This is a genomic window from Bacteroides caecimuris (genome assembly GCF_001688725.2).
Taxonomy (GTDB): Bacteria; Bacteroidota; Bacteroidia; order Bacteroidales; family Bacteroidaceae; genus Bacteroides; species Bacteroides caecimuris.
The window spans coordinates 3,001,233-3,019,168 of sequence record NZ_CP015401.2 but is presented as its reverse complement, the minus strand read 5'-3'; the positions used below and the strand labels follow the sequence as shown (position 1 = coordinate 3,019,168).

At 43.5% G+C, this 17,936-nt stretch carries 13 protein-coding genes; 6 read left to right on the top strand and 7 right to left on the bottom strand.

What is annotated here, in order from left to right; translation table 11 throughout:
* The first annotated feature begins 6 nt into the window (after positions 1-6).
* The 5 genes from A4V03_RS13145 (at position 7) to A4V03_RS13125 (ending at position 4,902) form a co-directional block, all read left to right on the top strand.
* On the top strand, positions 7-672 hold the full coding sequence (locus tag A4V03_RS13145; protein ID WP_004314019.1) for a DNA alkylation repair protein: 666 nt from the start codon (positions 7-9) through the stop codon (positions 670-672).
* 255 nt (positions 673-927) lie between these two features.
* Positions 928-1,416 carry a Fur family transcriptional regulator gene (locus A4V03_RS13140; protein WP_008025868.1) on the top strand — a complete coding sequence of 163 codons (489 nt, stop codon included), beginning with the start codon at positions 928-930 and terminating at the stop codon, positions 1,414-1,416.
* The gene (locus A4V03_RS13135) at positions 1,413-2,684 is read left to right on the top strand and encodes an adenylosuccinate synthase (RefSeq protein ID WP_065539216.1); all 1,272 of its coding nucleotides are present in this window, start codon (positions 1,413-1,415) and stop codon (positions 2,682-2,684) included. The genes A4V03_RS13140 and A4V03_RS13135 overlap by 4 nt, the downstream gene beginning before the upstream one ends.
* 107 nt (positions 2,685-2,791) lie before the next feature.
* On the top strand, positions 2,792-4,102 hold the full coding sequence (locus A4V03_RS13130) for an alpha-L-fucosidase (protein ID WP_065539215.1): 1,311 nt from the start codon (positions 2,792-2,794) through the stop codon (positions 4,100-4,102).
* 119 nt (positions 4,103-4,221) lie between these two features.
* Positions 4,222-4,902, top strand: coding sequence for a zinc metallopeptidase (locus tag A4V03_RS13125; RefSeq protein ID WP_024988134.1), 681 nt, complete (start codon positions 4,222-4,224; stop codon positions 4,900-4,902).
* A 166-nt stretch (positions 4,903-5,068) separates the two neighbouring features.
* Here A4V03_RS13125 and A4V03_RS13120 read toward each other — a convergent pair whose 3' ends face one another.
* Both A4V03_RS13120 and A4V03_RS13115 read right to left on the bottom strand, forming a co-directional pair.
* Positions 5,069-6,121: a hypothetical protein gene (locus tag A4V03_RS13120; RefSeq protein ID WP_135999246.1), complete on the bottom strand. Its 1,053-nt coding sequence runs from the start codon at positions 6,119-6,121 to the stop codon at positions 5,069-5,071.
* Between the two features lie 13 nt (positions 6,122-6,134).
* On the bottom strand, positions 6,135-7,811 hold the full coding sequence (locus A4V03_RS13115; RefSeq protein ID WP_065539213.1) for a hypothetical protein: 1,677 nt from the start codon (positions 7,809-7,811) through the stop codon (positions 6,135-6,137).
* 317 nt (positions 7,812-8,128) lie between these two features.
* Here A4V03_RS13115 and hisS point away from each other — a divergent pair, with 317 nt between their 5' ends.
* Complete coding sequence (hisS, locus tag A4V03_RS13110; protein WP_065539212.1) at positions 8,129-9,493, top strand: histidine--tRNA ligase; 1,365 nt, start codon at positions 8,129-8,131, stop codon at positions 9,491-9,493.
* A 348-nt stretch (positions 9,494-9,841) separates the two neighbouring features.
* Here the strand turns inward: hisS and A4V03_RS13105 are convergent, their stop codons facing one another.
* The 5 genes from A4V03_RS13105 to A4V03_RS13085 all read right to left on the bottom strand — a co-directional run bounded on the left by A4V03_RS13105 (position 9,842) and on the right by A4V03_RS13085 (position 17,685).
* Positions 9,842-12,370: an alpha/beta hydrolase family protein gene (locus A4V03_RS13105; RefSeq protein WP_089280733.1), complete on the bottom strand. Its 2,529-nt coding sequence runs from the start codon at positions 12,368-12,370 to the stop codon at positions 9,842-9,844.
* A 102-nt stretch (positions 12,371-12,472) separates the two neighbouring features.
* A complete protein-coding gene (hydF, locus tag A4V03_RS13100; RefSeq protein ID WP_065539210.1) occupies positions 12,473-13,687 on the bottom strand; it encodes a [FeFe] hydrogenase H-cluster maturation GTPase HydF in 1,215 nt (404 codons plus the stop codon).
* A gap of 63 nt (positions 13,688-13,750) precedes the next feature.
* Positions 13,751-15,172 carry a [FeFe] hydrogenase H-cluster radical SAM maturase HydG gene (hydG, locus tag A4V03_RS13095; RefSeq protein WP_065539209.1) on the bottom strand — a complete coding sequence of 474 codons (1,422 nt, stop codon included), beginning with the start codon at positions 15,170-15,172 and terminating at the stop codon, positions 13,751-13,753.
* A gap of 19 nt (positions 15,173-15,191) precedes the next feature.
* Positions 15,192-16,235 carry a [FeFe] hydrogenase H-cluster radical SAM maturase HydE gene (gene hydE, locus A4V03_RS13090; RefSeq protein ID WP_065539208.1) on the bottom strand — a complete coding sequence of 348 codons (1,044 nt, stop codon included), beginning with the start codon at positions 16,233-16,235 and terminating at the stop codon, positions 15,192-15,194.
* Positions 16,216-17,685 (bottom strand): 4Fe-4S dicluster domain-containing protein, encoded by a 1,470-nt coding sequence (locus A4V03_RS13085; RefSeq protein ID WP_065539207.1) that lies wholly within the window; start codon positions 17,683-17,685, stop codon positions 16,216-16,218. Before A4V03_RS13085 ends, hydE begins: the two co-directional genes overlap by 20 nt.
* Between the last annotated feature and the right edge of the window lie 251 nt (positions 17,686-17,936).

Below are 17,936 nucleotides of genomic sequence, written 5' to 3'. Positions count from 1 at the left end.
TCTGAAATGGATATTAAAGAACAATTGAAAGATATCAAGACACAGCTCCGTCTCTCTATGAACGGGGCTGTGTCCCAAAGTATGCGCGAGAAAGGGCTGGTTTATAAACTCAATTTCGGAGTGGAACTGCCTCGTATCAAGATGATTGCCGAAGGTTACGAAAAGAATCATGACCTGGCGCAGGCTTTATGGAAAGAGGAAATTCGCGAGTGTAAGATTCTGGCGGGAATGCTTCAGCCGATCGAAACGTTTTATCCCGAGATAGCCGATATTTGGGTGGAAAACATCCGGAATATCGAAATAGCAGAACTGACTTGTATGAATCTCTTCCAACATTTACCGTATGCTCCGGCCAAATCTTTTCACTGGATTGCCGACGAACAGGAGTATGTGCAGACTTGTGGTTTCCTGACTGCCGCCCGTCTTCTGATGAAGAAAGGGGATATGACTGAACGTGCCTCCGGCGAATTGCTCGACCAGGCGATTTGTGCGGTACATTCCGACAGCTATCATATTCGTAATGCTGCTTTGCTGGTTATCCGCAAATATATGCAGCATAGTGAGGAACATGCTTTTCAAGTATGCCGCTTGGTGGAAGGTATGGCTGATTCTACCTTGGAAGGAGAGCAAATGCTCTACAATATGGTGAAAGAGGAGCTTGCTGTAGACTAATCTTATTTCCATGCGGTAAGTCCTTTTATTAAATAACGGTTTAATTTTTAGACGCGGATAACACGGATGACGCGTCTAAAAAATAAACCATCTTGTTATTTGTTTATTATATAAGCCAATCTACAAAACGAATGATAGTCTCCACTTAATTTATAAAAAAACTGTCTAACTCTGTGATGAACTAAAAAAACTTCTCTTTATCATTTGCTTTCCGCAAAAAAGGCTTAACTTTGTTCGCGCTAATTTTGGCTGATGATGGAAACTCAAAACGTGAAAGATACAGTAAGGCAGATATTCACGGAATATCTCACAGCGAACGGGCATCGAAAGACTCCTGAACGCTATGCCATACTCGATACAATCTATTCTATCGATGGTCATTTCGATATAGACATGCTTTATTCACGGATGATGGACCAAGAGAATTTCCGGGTGAGCCGGGCGACCCTTTACAACACCATTATCCTTCTTATCAATGCACGGCTGGTCATTAAGCATCAGTTTGGTACTTCCTCCCAATACGAGAAATCATATAATCGAGAGACACATCATCATCAGATATGTACTCAATGTGGTAAAGTGACCGAGTTTCAGAACGAGGAACTGCAGCAAGCCATTGAAAATACGAAATTGAGCCGCTTCCAGCTTTCGCATTACTCTTTATATATATATGGAGTATGTAGTAAGTGCGACAGAGCTAACAAACGGAAAAAAGTAAATAACAACAATAAAAAAGAAAAATGAAAGTAGATGTTCTTTTAGGATTACAATGGGGCGACGAAGGTAAAGGAAAAGTAGTCGACGTTTTAACACCTAAGTATGATGTGGTTGCCCGTTTCCAGGGCGGCCCGAATGCCGGTCATACACTTGAGTTCGAGGGACAGAAGTATGTGCTTCGCTCTATTCCTTCCGGTATTTTTCAGGGAAACAAGGTAAACATCATCGGTAATGGTGTGGTACTTGATCCGGCACTGTTCAAAGCAGAGGCTGAGGCGCTTGAAGCATCAGGGCATCCGTTGAAAGAACGTTTGCACATCTCAAAGAAAGCTCATCTTATTCTTCCGACACACCGTATTCTGGATGCTGCATACGAAGCAGCTAAAGGCGATGCTAAAGTAGGAACTACCGGTAAGGGTATCGGTCCTACTTACACGGATAAAGTGAGCCGTAACGGTGTTCGTGTAGGTGATATTCTTCATAACTTCGACCAGAAGTATGCTGCTGCGAAAGCTCGTCACGAACAAATTCTGAAGAGCTTGAATTATGAATACGATCTTACTGAACTGGAAAAAACATGGTTGGAAGGTATCGAATACCTGAAACAATTCCATTTCGTAGATAGCGAACATGAAGTGAATAACCTGTTGAAGGATGGTAAGAGCGTGCTTTGTGAAGGAGCGCAGGGTACTATGCTTGATATTGATTTCGGTTCATATCCGTTTGTGACTTCTTCCAATACCGTATGTGCGGGAGCCTGCACCGGACTTGGCGTGGCACCTAACCGTATTGGTGAAGTATATGGTATCTTCAAGGCATACTGTACTCGTGTAGGAGCAGGTCCGTTCCCGTCAGAACTGTTTGACGAAACAGGCGACAAGATGTGTACGTTGGGACATGAATTTGGTTCTGTAACCGGTCGTAAACGTCGTTGCGGATGGATCGATCTGGTAGCGTTGAAGTATTCCGTTATGATAAACGGAGTTACCAAATTGATTATGATGAAGAGCGATGTACTCGATACTTTCGAAACAATCAAAGCTTGTGTTGCTTACAAAGTGAATGGTGAAGAAATCGATTATTTCCCGTATGACATCACAGAAGGCGTAGAACCTGTATATGCAGAGCTTCCGGGCTGGCAGACAGATATGACCAAGATGCAGAATGAAGATGAATTCCCGGAAGAATTCAATGCTTACCTGACTTTCCTGGAAGAACAGCTTGGTGTAGAAATCAAGATTGTATCTGTAGGACCGGACAGGGCACAGACTATCGAACGTTATACTGGAGAATAACAATCTGGTAATTATATAGGGGGAAGGCGGAGTTTTTTTTATCTCCGCCTTTCTTTATTCAGACTTCTTGTTGTCTATTTTTTTTATACACATAAATAATCGCGCTTATGAAAACACGTTTTATTTCTTTTCTTTTATTGCTCGCAATGGGCGTTAGTGCATTTGCACAATCTTCTTCTTCTTATCAACCCACCGAAGAGAACCTGAAAGCACGTCAGGAATTTCAGGACAATAAGTTTGGTATTTTCCTTCATTGGGGATTGTATGCCATGCTCGCTACCGGTGAGTGGACTATGACAAATAATAATCTGGATTATAAAGAATATGCCAAACTGGCAGGCGGTTTCTATCCTTCCAAGTTTGATGCGGACAAATGGGTAGAGGCTATCAAGGCTTCGGGAGCGAAATATATCTGTTTCACTACCCGTCATCACGAGGGATTTTCTATGTTCGATACCCAATATTCGGACTATAATGTAGTCAAGGCTACTCCTTTCAAGCGTGACATCGTGAAAGAACTGGCAGCCGCTTGTGCGAAACACGAAATCAAACTTCATTTCTACTATTCGCATCTCGACTGGGTGCGCGAAGATTATCCCTGGGGACGTACCGGACGAGGAACAGGACGCCCCAATTCGAAAGGGGATTGGAAAAGCTATTATCAATTTATGAATAACCAGTTGACGGAGTTGCTGACAAATTATGGTCCGATTGGTGCCATCTGGTTTGACGGATGGTGGGATCAGGACCAGAATAAAAATTTCGACTGGGAACTCCCTGAACAATACGCATTGATTCATAAGCTCCAGCCGGGATGCCTTATCGGTAACAATCATCATCAGACGCCTTTTGCAGGTGAAGATATTCAGATTTTCGAACGTGACCTGCCAGGTGAAAATTCAGCGGGACTTTCGGGACAGGAGATCAGTCGCCTGCCTTTAGAAACTTGTGAAACAATGAATGGTATGTGGGGGTATAAGATTACCGACCAGAATTATAAGTCAACAAAGACATTGATTCATTATTTGGTGAAGGCAGCCGGTAAAAATGCCAATCTCTTGATGAATATCGGTCCTCAACCCGATGGTGAGCTTCCTGCAGTAGCTGTACAACGCTTGGCAGAGATGGGAGAGTGGATGAAAAAATATGGTGAAACGATTTACGGAACACGCAGCGGTGCAGTTGCCCCGCATGACTGGGGAGTGACGACACAGAAAGGCAATAAGCTCTATGTGCATATCCTCAATCTGAAAGATAGAGCGTTGTTCCTGCCTTTGGCAGATAAGAAAGTGAAGAAAGCGGTGCTGTTCAAAGACCAGTCCCCGGTTCGCTTTACCAAAACGAAAGCAGGTGTTGTGCTGGAGTTTGCTGATGTGCCGAAAGATATTGACTATGTAGTAGAACTTACAATTGACTAATTTTTAGATAATTCTTCATAAAAGCAAGGGGAAACTATCCTGACATTGGTAGTTTCCCCTTACTTTTGGCAAACTATTTGTTTATATAGATATAGAGTAATAATTAAAATGAAAAGTATATGATGTCTTATTGGGTATTATTTATTGGAATTGCCGTAGTAAGTTGGTTGGTACAGATGAATTTGCAGAACAAGTTCAAGAAGTACTCCAAGATTCCTACCGGAAACGGCATGACAGGACGCGACGTAGCTTTGAAGATGTTGCATGACAATGGAATTTATGATGTGCAGGTGACACATACGCCTGGGCAGTTGACCGACCACTATAATCCGACTAACAAAACGGTGAATTTGAGTGAAGGGGTGTATGAAAGCAATAGTATTATGGCGGCTGCCGTAGCAGCTCACGAATGTGGCCATGCTGTGCAACATGCGCGTATGTATGCTCCTTTGAAGATGCGTAGTGCGCTGGTTCCGGTGGTGAACTTTGCCTCTTCCATTATGACATGGGTTCTGTTGGGTGGTATCTTGATGGTAAACACTTTCCCGCAATTGCTGCTGGCAGGTATTATTCTGTTTGCCATGACTACCCTGTTCAGCTTTATTACGCTGCCGGTGGAAATCAATGCAAGTAAGCGCGCACTCGTTTGGCTGAGTTCATCCGGCATTACTAACTCGTATAATCATGCACAAGCTGAAGATGCTCTTCGTTCTGCTGCTTATACATATGTAGTTGCTGCATTGGGCTCATTGGCTACATTGGTTTACTATATCATGATTTTCATGGGTAGAAGAGACTAAGAGGCAGAGCGGGGAATGCGTTCGTTTTGTTTCTGTTTATAAAAGGATGTCGGAAAATTGAAAAAGATTGTTATGCTTTTTGATTTTCCGACATCTTTCTTATTGGTGTTTTGGAGAATGTAATTCGATTGAAATACAAATAGGACAAATCATGTTTCTTGCGGAATCATTCGGAAGATTTCACAAGTTCAGATTGCAAATATACCTGCCAAGAATTCAGCCGATGCCCTTCTCTTATGATTTCCAAAAATATAGAAAGTTCATCGTGCTCTTCCTCGGTCAAATCTTCACATCCTTTGGATTTTAGATAGCAATAAGCCATTGAATAACAAAAAGGTGCAATGATTGCCAAAGATAGTTTTTCGTCCGAACTGTAGAACAACGGCAATAAATTCCTGTTTGAATCGAAAGATATGAAAGGAGGAGAGAACATGGTGGGTTTACCTGTCCATTGTTGATAAAAGAGTTCAGTTTGTGTAGTTGTTAATTCAAGATATAGATTTTCTGAAGTATTCAAAAACCAATACTGTACATTCATCCACAAAGTGAAATCCATGCTCCCTGTCGTTTTCATCCATATATCCAAGGATGAGTCCTCATGAAAAATAAGCTTGATAGCCTGTACTTCTTTTGCTAACCGTTCACGAATATGTTCTAAGGTTGTTTGCATGAATTCAATCTTAGGTAACGTTTGTCCATTCCATTCTATTGTTTCGTCTCTATGATTCAAAAAAAACATGCACTCTGTGTCTAAGCGGAATATGAAAGGTTTTTCCAAGAGCCCGCATTGCGGTAGCACCTTGTATTTACAATTCATTTCTACAAACGGTTCGTTTGAAACAGTTGAACTTTTTAGTTGTAGATGGGTGTATCGTCCTTCTACCTCCAATTGATAGCGTACATCATTTGACTTTCCCGTGAAACGTATTTCATCTTTATCCGGTATAGCTTCCACTATAACCGGAACTCCGTCTTCCAATGGAATAATACCATACATTTTCATTAAAAAGACAGAAGAGGATTCTTGTTGTATAAATTCAAGTCTGCTTGCTTCTACCTTTTTGCCATTCATCATGATGACATTTTTATAAACAACCTGTTCGCACATGTCATGGGTGTTCATTAACAGTCTGTCGTCCTCTTTTCTATCATCACAAGAGAAAAAAAAGATTGTGAATGAGAAAAATATTAGGGTGTAATAAATTAAATTTCGTTTCATATTGTATTTCATTTTATTGAATAATCGGTTCTATCGGAACAGATGGATAAAAGAATTCATACAATCCGTTTTTAAATTCTTCATATTCCCAAATGATATGAGGTATAAATGTATGACTGGAGACAACTGTATTTCCTTGGTTTGTCTCAATCTGCACACTTAAATTTAGTATATAAGGAGAATTGAAAGTATAATTGGGTAAGGCTCCTGGGGTACCATCTGGAGCATTTGGAAGGAATATTTCAAGAGGTGCATTTTTTTCATAGTTTTCTAAAACCTCACCATTTTTGTCTTTTAAACGTATATCCGCCCAAAGACGAGAAAAAGGATCATATAAGTCAGCATACAAATGATACAAATGACGATTATTTCGCATAACTCCTCCATAACTGCCTAATATTTGATTAAACGCATTTCTTCGCACAATGCTATCTACCTCATATATTCTCCAATTATATTTTATATCCCTGACTTGAGACTTTAATTCAGGATTTAACACTAAATCTGCATCTAAATCTGTTTGGTAAAAACTCGGAGCACTTATTGTATACACTTGAACATAAGGATCAAATGAATGCCTTCCTTTATGAATTGCATAAGGTTTTAATTTGAGAACAGGTGCTTTTTTCATACACCAAACTCCTAATTTTCCTACATCATTTTGAGAAATGGAAAAAGTAAAAGGGGGTATAATCCCACTTTGTAAAGATGTTATTTTACCATCTAATGTAACCGTACCATTCGTCCTAAGTTGTACAGACTGAACAGTTTGTTGTTCTTTATTAAATCCTCCAACAAACGATCCTAATAAAGAGCTAATTCCTGAACTAACCAAACTACCAGCTCCTTTTATAACCAATGAAGATACGGTTTTAAAAGCACCTTTATCCACATTCTTTTTAACCCATTTTTCCGCTTTTTCACCAGCAAAATTTGCAACTGTTTTCACTCCATTTTTATAAATATTTGAATGAGTTGCCGAAATGACCAATCCTGTTGTTTCTGAATCAGTAATACCGGATAAATAAATATTTGAGGTTGTCATAGATAGTGGAATAACTTGCAATGTCCCTTCTATTAAATCTGGGTCATAAGACAACTCTACTTGAAAACAATTCCATCCTAAAGTGTACCCTTTAGAATCGTCATTGGAAATATTTCCTAAATAAATATCTTCTATATTCTTATCTGTTTGATATCTTCCATAAGAATTAGAAAAGGCCAAACATGATTGTGGCGTTTCAAAATGTAATTTCCATATAGCCGTGTTTTGTAAAAAGGATTGTCCGCTTTCCAAATAATAAAAAAATTTCAATATTCCACTATATTTATTATGAAAAACCAAATAGTTCATGCCTTTTTCACCGTATCCGTTCACGGTATAAGCAATCAGATTCCATCCATTCACAGCCTTGACATCTTGTCGAATATCAATAGGAATAGCAGTCCCGACATAAGTCCTATTCCATGGAGAATATACTTTTTCGCCAGAAGCTAATACAATATAATCCCAATTTTCCCAATTTTGATCATTTGATGATAAACTACGGGTTTTTGCTTTTTTCATTGGGTAAGCTATTAAAGAAGACTCTTGGGCATTTGAGAATTCATCTTTCATTTCTGCAAGTTCTTCATTACATGAAGATAAGAATAGGACTGATAGCAAACTGAATATTACTTTGTTTTTCATAATATAAATTTTTAGAGTTAGTTGCAAGTTCTAATCTTTACTTTTAAAGTAGTGTTTACCAATTTAAAGAAAAAAAAGAAATTATCATTCATTGAAGTTGTTCTTTTGTGATTTATTAACAGATGATCATCTGTATCTGAACTCTCAAGAGGCACGTTAGGGCAAAGCTGGTCGTTAAGATTATGAAACTCTCAATGGCGAATGATCTGAAATATTCAAATCTTAGTGATCAAATTGACGTTAATGTAATTTCTTTTTTCTTTTCCAATAAAATACCGTAACTTTGCGACCTCATTTTTAATGTAATTGATTGAAATATGGCAGCAAAACCAAGTATTCCTAAAGGAACTCGTGACTTTTCGCCGATAGAGATGGCGAAGCGTAATTATATATTCAATACGATTCGTGACGTATATCATTTGTATGGTTTCCAGCAGATAGAAACTCCTTCGATGGAGATGCTTTCCACACTGATGGGAAAGTACGGTGATGAGGGAGATAAACTACTCTTTAAAATTCAGAATTCAGGAGATTATTTTTCCGGGATTACTGACGAAGAATTGTTGAGCCGTAATGCAGCCAAACTGGCAAGCAAATTCTGTGAGAAAGGATTACGTTATGACCTGACTGTGCCTTTTGCCCGTTATGTGGTGATGCACCGTGATGAAATCACCTTCCCGTTCAAGCGCTATCAGATTCAACCGGTGTGGCGTGCCGACCGCCCGCAGAAGGGACGCTATCGCGAATTCTATCAATGTGACGCTGACGTGGTGGGCAGTGACTCATTGCTGAACGAAGTGGAATTGATGCAGATTGTCGATACCGTTTTTAGTCGTTTCAATATTCGTGTATGTATTAAGATTAACAACCGCAAGATTCTTTCCGGTATTGCGGAGATTATCGGTGAATCGGATAAGATTGTCGACATTACTGTGGCGATAGACAAACTGGATAAAATCGGGCTGGATAATGTAAATGCCGAGTTGAAAGATAAGGGTATCAGTGATGAGGCTATCGCCAAGTTGCAGCCGATTATCCTTCTTAGCGGAACAAATGCAGAGAAGCTCGCGACGTTGAAAAATGTACTGTCAGCCAGTGAAGTGGGATTGAAGGGAGTGGAAGAAAGCGAATTCATCTTGAATACCTTGGAAGCAATGGAATTGAAGAATGAAATCGAACTCGACTTGACTTTGGCTCGCGGACTGAACTATTATACAGGTGCTATCTTTGAAGTGAAGGCACTGGATGTACAAATCGGAAGTATCACGGGTGGCGGTCGTTATGACAACCTGACCGGTGTGTTCGGTATGGCAGGAGTTTCGGGTGTCGGCATCTCTTTCGGTGCAGACCGTATCTTCGATGTCTTGAACCAACTCGACCTTTATCCGAAAGAAGCTGTGAACGGAACGGAACTTCTGTTTATCAACTTCGGTGAAAAGGAAGCTGCTTTCTCTATGGGAATTTTGGCTAAAATGCGTGCTGCCGGTATCCGTGCGGAGATTTTCCCGGATGCTGCGAAGATGAAAAAGCAGATGAGCTATGCCAATGCGAAAAATATCCCGTTTGTAGCCATTGTCGGCGAAAACGAGATGAACGAAGGAAAGGTGATGTTGAAGAATATGGAGACTGGAGAACAAAACCTTGTTTCGGCAGAAGAGTTGATTGCTGCTGTGAAGAAATAAGCAGAGATTTATTATAACGTCAGTTCGATATAAGCTTGTACTATTTCTATTCTCCTCCTTCGGGAAGGAGGAGTCCCCACAGGGGGAGGTGGTAGGTAAAAAATGAATCTCCTTTTTCATAGATGGATATACCTTATTTATACCTACCACCCCGGCTTTCAGCCACCCCTCCTTCCAAGAAGGAGGGGAAAACATGCGGAATATACCGACTTGCGAAACTTTAGTTAATAATAATAATAAAAGGTGTCGTTGAATGTAGAATCAGCGACACCTTTATTATTTAATAGATTGTACGTTTCAGAATTTGTAGGTGGAATATGAAAACAGAGCTACAATCAGAATTCTGAATTACAAATGACGTTCCGGATATAACTCATTCCACCATTCGGGGCGGTCTTGCAGCCAGCGTGCAAACCAAGCCATGATAGAGTTGTGCCATTTAATTCGCTTGTCATAATCGGAGATGAAATGGTTTTCGCCATCCACGGTAATAAACTCTACGGTCTTGCCTAATATCTTCAGCGCATTGAAAAGCTGGATACTTTCTCCGATAGGCACATTCGTATCCACTGTGCCATGTAACAATAATAACGGAGTGTTAATCTTGTCGGCATTGAACAGGGAACCTTGTTTGGTGAACAGTTCCGGGTTCTTCCAGGGATAGCTGTCGGCAGCCGCAATCGCGTTGTATGAATATCCCCAGTACCCTTCGCCCCAATAACTTGTCACGTCACTGATGCCTGCATGGGATACGGCAGCGGCGAAAATATCAGTCTGAGTTTGCAGGTATTGGGTCATGAATCCACCATAAGAAGCACCGATGCATCCGATTTTCTTCGCATCCACAAAGGGATGTTCCTTGCAGAACTGTTTCGTTCCTTCGATAATATCATCCGCAGTACGTTTTCCCCAAGCATTGACGTGGCGTGTGGAAAACTCCTGACCGAAGCCGATAGTACCGCTGGGCTGAATGACATATACTACGTAATCACGTGATGCGAACAGTTGGGCGCAATATGGGTTGCCGATGCCGCGTGTCGTAGGAGTGGTACCACCATAATAGTAAACGATTAGCGGATACTTCTTGTTAGGGTCGAAGTCGGGTGGAAGACACATCTTTCCGGTGATAACTGTGCCGTCCGAAGCTGTAAAGTTCCAAGGTTCTGTTTTACCTAATTCTATTTTGTCCAGAATCGGTTTCATCGGGTCGGCAAGCAGGCGGGAAGTTTTTTTCTTCATATCGTAGAGGTAGGCAACTCCCGAAGTGCTATCCGATTGACCGATATAGGCGGCAATGGCCGGATTATATTCAGACAAGGTGAAAGTGCTGACAACGTCTGTTTCGAGGTTCAACTTTTCGAAATTACCGCTTTTCGGAGAATAACGGTAGATATTCTTGCAGTCGCCGTCGTCCGTGTTGAAGTAGATACAACCGTCTCCGCGATTCCATTGCAAGGGGCTGACGGTAGGGTTGAAGTCTTTGGTTATCGGCTGGATTTTGCGTGTAGCCAAGTCCATGATAAAGGCTTGCGTGTCGAAATCATTGGCAATGGGATGACTGCCGCAGTTCTTGCCGATACCGCCGAATGCTTCGGGGCTTGCAGTCAGTAACAACTGTTTTCCGTCCGGTGAATAGCTGGCACCACCCAAGAATCTTTCGTCATGGAAGAGCGTATCTACTTTCAGAGTCTCGAGGTCTACCAGATAGAGAGAAGACAAAGAGAAAGGACGTTGGGTGATATTTTCTTTGGAAGTACTGTACACTATATACTTTCCGTCGGGGGAAATATCCTGCAGGTAAGTGCTGTGATTGCCGTAAGTCAGCCGTTCGGAAACTCCGTTGGCTATGTCATATTTAGCCAGGAAGCTGCGTCCCCGGGTATTGGGAATACGGTCTGCCGGACTTACAATGCGGCGGAGAGCACCTACCTCCTTTACCCCTTCCTCTATGGGATAATAAATAAGGAAGTCCTCATTGGGTGACCAAGTGAAACTTTGTTCGGGGATTCCTTTTAAAATAACCTCTTCGCGAAGGGTGGCAGGGTCGAGTGCGATTACATCGTTTCCATTTAAGGCAGTGACGGTATAATACAGCTTGTCGCTTTTCGGCATCCAGCGCATGCCGTCCCTTGCGTTATCCAAAAGAACTTTTCCGGTTTTCAAGTCGCTGAGTTCGCAATAAGTGCGCGAACGTTTGGCGGAATGATTGTTCCAGTAGCGGGTTAATAAATACTTTCCGCTGGGAGAGATGGCAACAGAAATCGTCCGGTTGCCATATACGGTATTGTCGAGTGAGAAACGTTGCTTTGCGTCGGGAGCAAGCGTGCAGGCAATCTCTTTGAATTTCTCGTCTTTGATAAGTTCACATTTCAAGGTAGGAGCTGCTTTGTCTTCCGAAGCGGAAAGTAGTTTGAACGTAATCTCATAATCGCGTTCAGGCTCCATGGTGATGGCTATTTCGCGTGAAGAGGCGGAAGTGATGCTGTCTTCGGCAGCGTCTTTTGTCTGCTTGGAAACTCCGTCGATAAAGACTTCCCAGCGGACGGGAGAAGTCACTCTCAGTTTCCCTTTCAGGAAGCGTTCCGCACGTATTTGCGTTTTCAGCAAGTAGAGCCTGTTGTTTTTCTCCGCTTTTTCCAGACTCAGATAACCTGCCGTATCGACAGCCAATGACTGCATCTGAGCATCCGGCAAATCCAGTACGACCGGAGTTCTGAGCAACATTTTCACCGAATGTTTTTCTCCTTTCGGGTTAATGCTGTCGTTCATAATGGGAGTACGTACTTCGATTGCGTTTCGTACTTTGTAGCTCGTCAGTCTCTCTTGTGCCCGGACTTGGAAAGCAAACCCGGTTGCCAATAAAATGGTAAAGACCATTCTTTTCTTTTTCATGTGTTGTAAGTTAATGAAGGGGTTAATAATAGATTCGGACAAATGTAAGGAATATGTTCTTTGTATACAACTAAATAACTTCTTTTTTTAATATTCAATCTGTTCAAGTATCCCATTGAGGTAGGCAATGGCTACTCCGTAATTCGTCATAGGGATATGCTGCTTCCGTGCACGGTCGATGCGGCTGAGCACATACTTGCGGTTGAACATACATGCTCCGCAATGAATGACTAAAGAATAAGGAGTCAAATCCTGCGGGAAATCCGTTCCGCCTACCATATCAATCTGCAGTTTCTCTCCGATTCTTTTTCGTAACAGGCGTGGGAGTTTCACTCTTCCGATGTCTTCGGAGAGGGGAGCATGTGTACAGGCTTCCGCTATCAGTACGCGCGACGATTCCGTCAGGCTTTCAATGGCGGCAGCACTTTCTACATAATAATGAATATCCCCTTTATATCCCGCAAAGAGAACAGAGAAAGAAGTCAGTTTGCTTTCTTCCGGTTTCTGTTCGTAGACGGTTTTGAATACTTGCGAATCGGTGATGATTAACTTCGGCGGACGGGCAAGAGCCTGTAAGGTTTCCGGAAGTTTATCGGTAGTACAAGTCATCACGAGGCATTTCTTATCCAGCAGTTCACGGATAGTCTGTACCTGTGGCAGGATGAGCCTGCCTTTAGGAGCCTGAATATCCTGTGGCATGACTAGTAACACGAGGTCGTTCTCTGCGACAAGTTCTCCGGTGATACTCTGCTGACCGAAGTCCGAAGGGAGCTTTTCAAGAATCGCCTGCCGGATTTCTTCAATCCCTGTTCCTTCTTTTGCGCTGACAAGCAACGGGCGCCGGTTATATTGCAGCTCAATACGTGCGGCCACCGCATCTGTGTTTTTGCGTATATCAATTTTGTTCAGTATCAGGATGACAGGGATATTCTTCTCTTTCAGTAGCTTCCACATTTCATCTTCCGGTGACTCCAACCTTTCGTTTTCGCAAGAAGTTGAATCATCTTCACAAAGCAGTAGCGCAATGTCTGTCTTTTCAATCGCCTTCAATGTCCGGGCGATACGCATTTCGCCCAGTTCCCCTTCGTCGTCGAATCCCGGAGTATCCATAAAAAGACAAGGACCAATACCTTGAATCTCCATTGCTTTGGAAACAAGATCGGTCGTTGTGCCGGGCGTATCCGAGACGATGGCGGTGTCTTGTCCTGTCAGCGCATTGATGAGAGAAGACTTGCCGCTGTTCCGCTTGCCGAAAAGGGCTATGTGAAGTCTGTTGGCGTTGGGGGTATCTGTCAAGCTCATGTTTATTGGTGATTAGTTTGTAGCTTATTATTGATTATTGATTAACGGGCTTCGCATTCATCACTAAAATCTAAAGTCTCTTTTGCCTTCGGCGATGGCTTTGAGGTTTCGGATGGCTATTTCTCTGATTTTGGGGTTGGGGATTCGTTCCGTTTCATTTAAGATGAGCCTTCCCCCTTTTTGGCGAGTATCTTCCGAAGCATAATCTTCCAGATACTCTTTCAGAGTCATCAAGGCATTCGGCCCGCAACAGTTTGCTATCTGACCGGATTTCACTAATGACATGAAGCGGTCTCCCGTCCGTCCTTCCCGATAGCATGCCGTACAGAAACTGGGAATGTAGCCGAGTTCGAGTAACCAGTTTACTACCTCGTCCAATGTCCTCCTATCACTTACGTCAAATTGGGCGGAGTTATTGCCGGGCAGTTCCGTTTCAGCATATCCGCCTACACTGGTACGCGAACCGCCACTGATTTGTGAAATACCCAGTTCGAGCACTTTCTTGCGTGATTCTTGCGATTCGCGTGTAGAAATAATCATTCCCGTGTAAGGAACGGCAATGCGGACGACAGCTACAATCTTGCTGAATATCTCATCCGAAATAGCATTCGGGAAATCTCCCGCATCGATGTCATCCGCCGAACAGATGCGCGGCACACTGATTGTATGCGGCCCTACACCGAACCGGGCTTCCAAGTGTTCGGCATGCATTAATAATCCGATGAAATCATACCGATAAGTATTCAGACCGAAAAGGACGCCAATGCCTACATCATCGATTCCTCCTTCCATCGCGCGGTCCATCGCTTCGGTGTGATAGGCGTAATTGCTTTTAGGTCCGGTGGGATGGAGAGCTTCGTAGTTATCTTTGTGATAAGTCTCTTGGAATAAGATATACGTGCCGATACCCGCTTCTTTCAATCGGCGATAGTTTTCTACCGTAGTGGCTGCGATATTTACGTTTACCCGGCGGATAGCTCCGTTTTTATGCTTGATACTGTAAATCGTCCGGATAGATTCGAGAATATACTCTATCGGGTTCAGCGACGGATGCTCACCGGCTTCAAGAGCCAGCCGTTTGTGCCCCATATCCTGCAAGGCAATTACCTCCCGTCGGATTTCTTCCTGTGTCAGTTTCTTGCGTGCAATCGTTTTGTTTTTGGCATGATACGGACAATATACGCAACCGTTTACGCAATGATTCGACAGATAAAGCGGTGCGAACATGACGATACGGTTGCCGTAAAACTTCTGTTTGATTTCTTTGGCGAGATGAAAGATACGTTCTATCAGGTCAGGTTGGTCGCATTCCAGCAGAATAGCCGCTTCCCGGTGCGTCAGTCCCTTGCACAGGGCAGCTTTTTCAATCAGTTGTTCAATCAGGACACGGTTATCCTTATTGTTCTGTGCATATTCCAGCGTATCCAAAATTTCTTCGTGATGGATAAACTCTTCTGCTTTGGATGAATCTTTTTGGTATATCATAATATTCTTTGTTTTTTCACTACGGATTACACTTGAAGTCGCCTCTTTCGGTAGAAATCTCATAACCGATGGCATTCAACTGTTTTTGTAGCGCATCCAGTCCTTCGGCGGATTCCGCTCCGAGTGAAGCTTTGTCATTGTATAATTCATATTTCTTCCGTTCCTCCCGGGGCGACAGGTTGGGCATTACCACATTCGCTCCTGCCAGTATTCCCCGTTCTCTGCCGTCGGGAGCGAGCGTAGCCAGTGCCGTGGTTGCCGGAATCAATGCGGACGGGTGCATCAGGCGGAAGATGGATAGTAAAAGAAGGGTCCGTTCCACCGTTCCGCTGGGATATTGGGCAAAAGGCGTATCATGATGGGGCAGGAAAGGGCCGATGCCGATCATTTCCGGACGGAGCTTTTCAATGAACCGGATATCCTCGATGATATGTTCTACTGTTTGCCCCGGGCTGCCGACCATAATTCCGGTTCCCGTCTGATAGCCGATGTCTTTCAGATCCGCTAAACATTGCAGGCGCTGTTTGCCGGACATTTCTGCCGGATGCAGTTGCCGGTAATGCGACTCATTATATGTTTCGTGACGTAACAGATAACGGTTGGCTCCGGCACGGAAGAAACGCTCGTACGCTTCGCGCGATTTTTCTCCGAGCGACAGGGTAATGGCGCAATCCGGATAATTCTGCCTGATACGGGCGACAGTCATTTCTATCCGCTCGTCTGTCAGTGCGGTATCTTCTCCGCCTTGCAGCACGAAAGTGCGGAAACCTGATTCATATCCTTGTCGGCAACAATCCAGTATACTTTCCTGGCTCAATCGGTAACGTTCGATATTCGGGTTTCCTTTTCGGATGCCACAGTAATAACAGTTGTTCCGGCAGCAATTGCTGACTTCAATCAGCCCACGGATATAAATCTTATTTCCGAAGTGGCGGAGAGCGACTTCCTGCGCCTGTTTATTGATGTAACGCAGGGTTTCTGCGTCACATCCGGTCAACAGTTGGCGGAGCTCTTCCGGCCTGAGTGTTCTTTCCTGCCGTAGTTTATCGATCCATTGTTTCATAGCTCTCTTTCCGTTTGAGCAGCTCCTGTGCCAATTGGCGACGTCCTGAAACAATATCGTTGTGCGTACTCGGCCCGGTGATGCATCCGCCTTCGCAAGCCATCACTTCAATAAACTGCCCGGCGGCTTTTCCTGTCTTGGCGCAGGCACGCAACAGAGCGATATTCTTTTTATTGATGTCCGACACTTGTATTGCATTGATTTTATCCGCTTCCTCTTTCAGATAAGCCTTGACAGCTCCCATCACACCGCCTGCCTGTGCAAATCCATGTGCTTCGCGAACAGACGTATGTAATATAGAGAACTCCTGTACCTGTTCCAGTTCAATACCCAGTCCGTCGAGAATCGAACCGATTTCTTCAAACGTCAGAATATAATCCACCGCTTCGTCGCGACGTGCTTCCTTGCGCTTAGCCACACAAGGACCGACAAACACCACCTTGGCATCCGGATGCTTCTCTTTGGCAATCCGTGCGGTGTAGTACATCGGCGAACCGGTGGTAGAAACGTATGGTTTCATATCCGGAATATGTTTCTCAACCAGTTCGATATAAGAAGGGCAACAGGAGGTAGTCATAAACGGCTGTCCTTCTTCCAGTTTCTCCAATAATTCGTGGGCTTCGTTGCTGGTGGTTGCCATAGCGCCTTCGGCTACTTCAATCACATCCGTAAATCCTATTTCCTTGAAAGCGCCATATACCTGTCCGATAGAGGTCTTAAACTGTCCCAGAATAGACGGAGCAACGATGGCAACCATCTTTTCTCCTTTACGGATGCGTTGCAATACGTCGAATGTTTGCGAGATTTCGAAGATGGCACCGAACGGACAAGCATTCATGCATTTTCCGCAGTAGATACACTTGCTCTCATCAATGTGTTCTATGCCGTGTTCATCTTTGCTGATAGCTTTTACCGGGCAGGCTTCCTCGCAAGGCACGGGAATATATACGATAGCGTGGTAAGGGCAACTTCTGTGACAGATACCGCAACTGACACATGTGTCATGGTCAATCATTGCCTGACCGTTTTTCTTGAAACGTATCGCACCCTTCGGACAGTTCATGTAGCAACTGCGGGCTACGCAGCCGCGGCAAAGGTTCGTTATCTCGTAATTGATTTGTACGCAGGAAGAACAGGCTTCGTCAATAACGCACATGATATTCTCCTTCTCCGGTTCGGGGCGGCTCAATGCCAATCGCGCATATTCGGAAAGCGGGGTCACTTCGTCGTGTTCATCTGTCATATCCAGTCCCATCAGCGGAAAAGTCTTGTATCTCCACACCGCCCGTTCTTTGTGTATGCAGCAACGTCCTAACGGTTTTGATTTCCGCGGACTCAGCTCAATCGGGAGCCGGTCTATCTTTTCCACCAATTCGTCGTTTTTCCAGAGTCTGACGAGGTCTGCCAGCAATTTATGCCGGACAATCATAATATTATTCGTAAATGCCATATTGCAATAAAAAAGGTTGTTAGTTAGCCGGTGCAAAGATACGAACAGAATTTCAATATTTAAGCCTTCTGTAACATTCTTTATTCTATATGGGGAGTTCTTAGGTAAGCTCTACTAAAGAATACTTGGAGCAGATGCAAGGGAGGTGTCAAGACATCCTGCCCCGTCTCGTTGCAATCATGCTTCAATGCTATCAACAATCGCCGGCGGGAGAAAGTTTTCCGACAGACGCCCCGTTCTGTTAACAGATG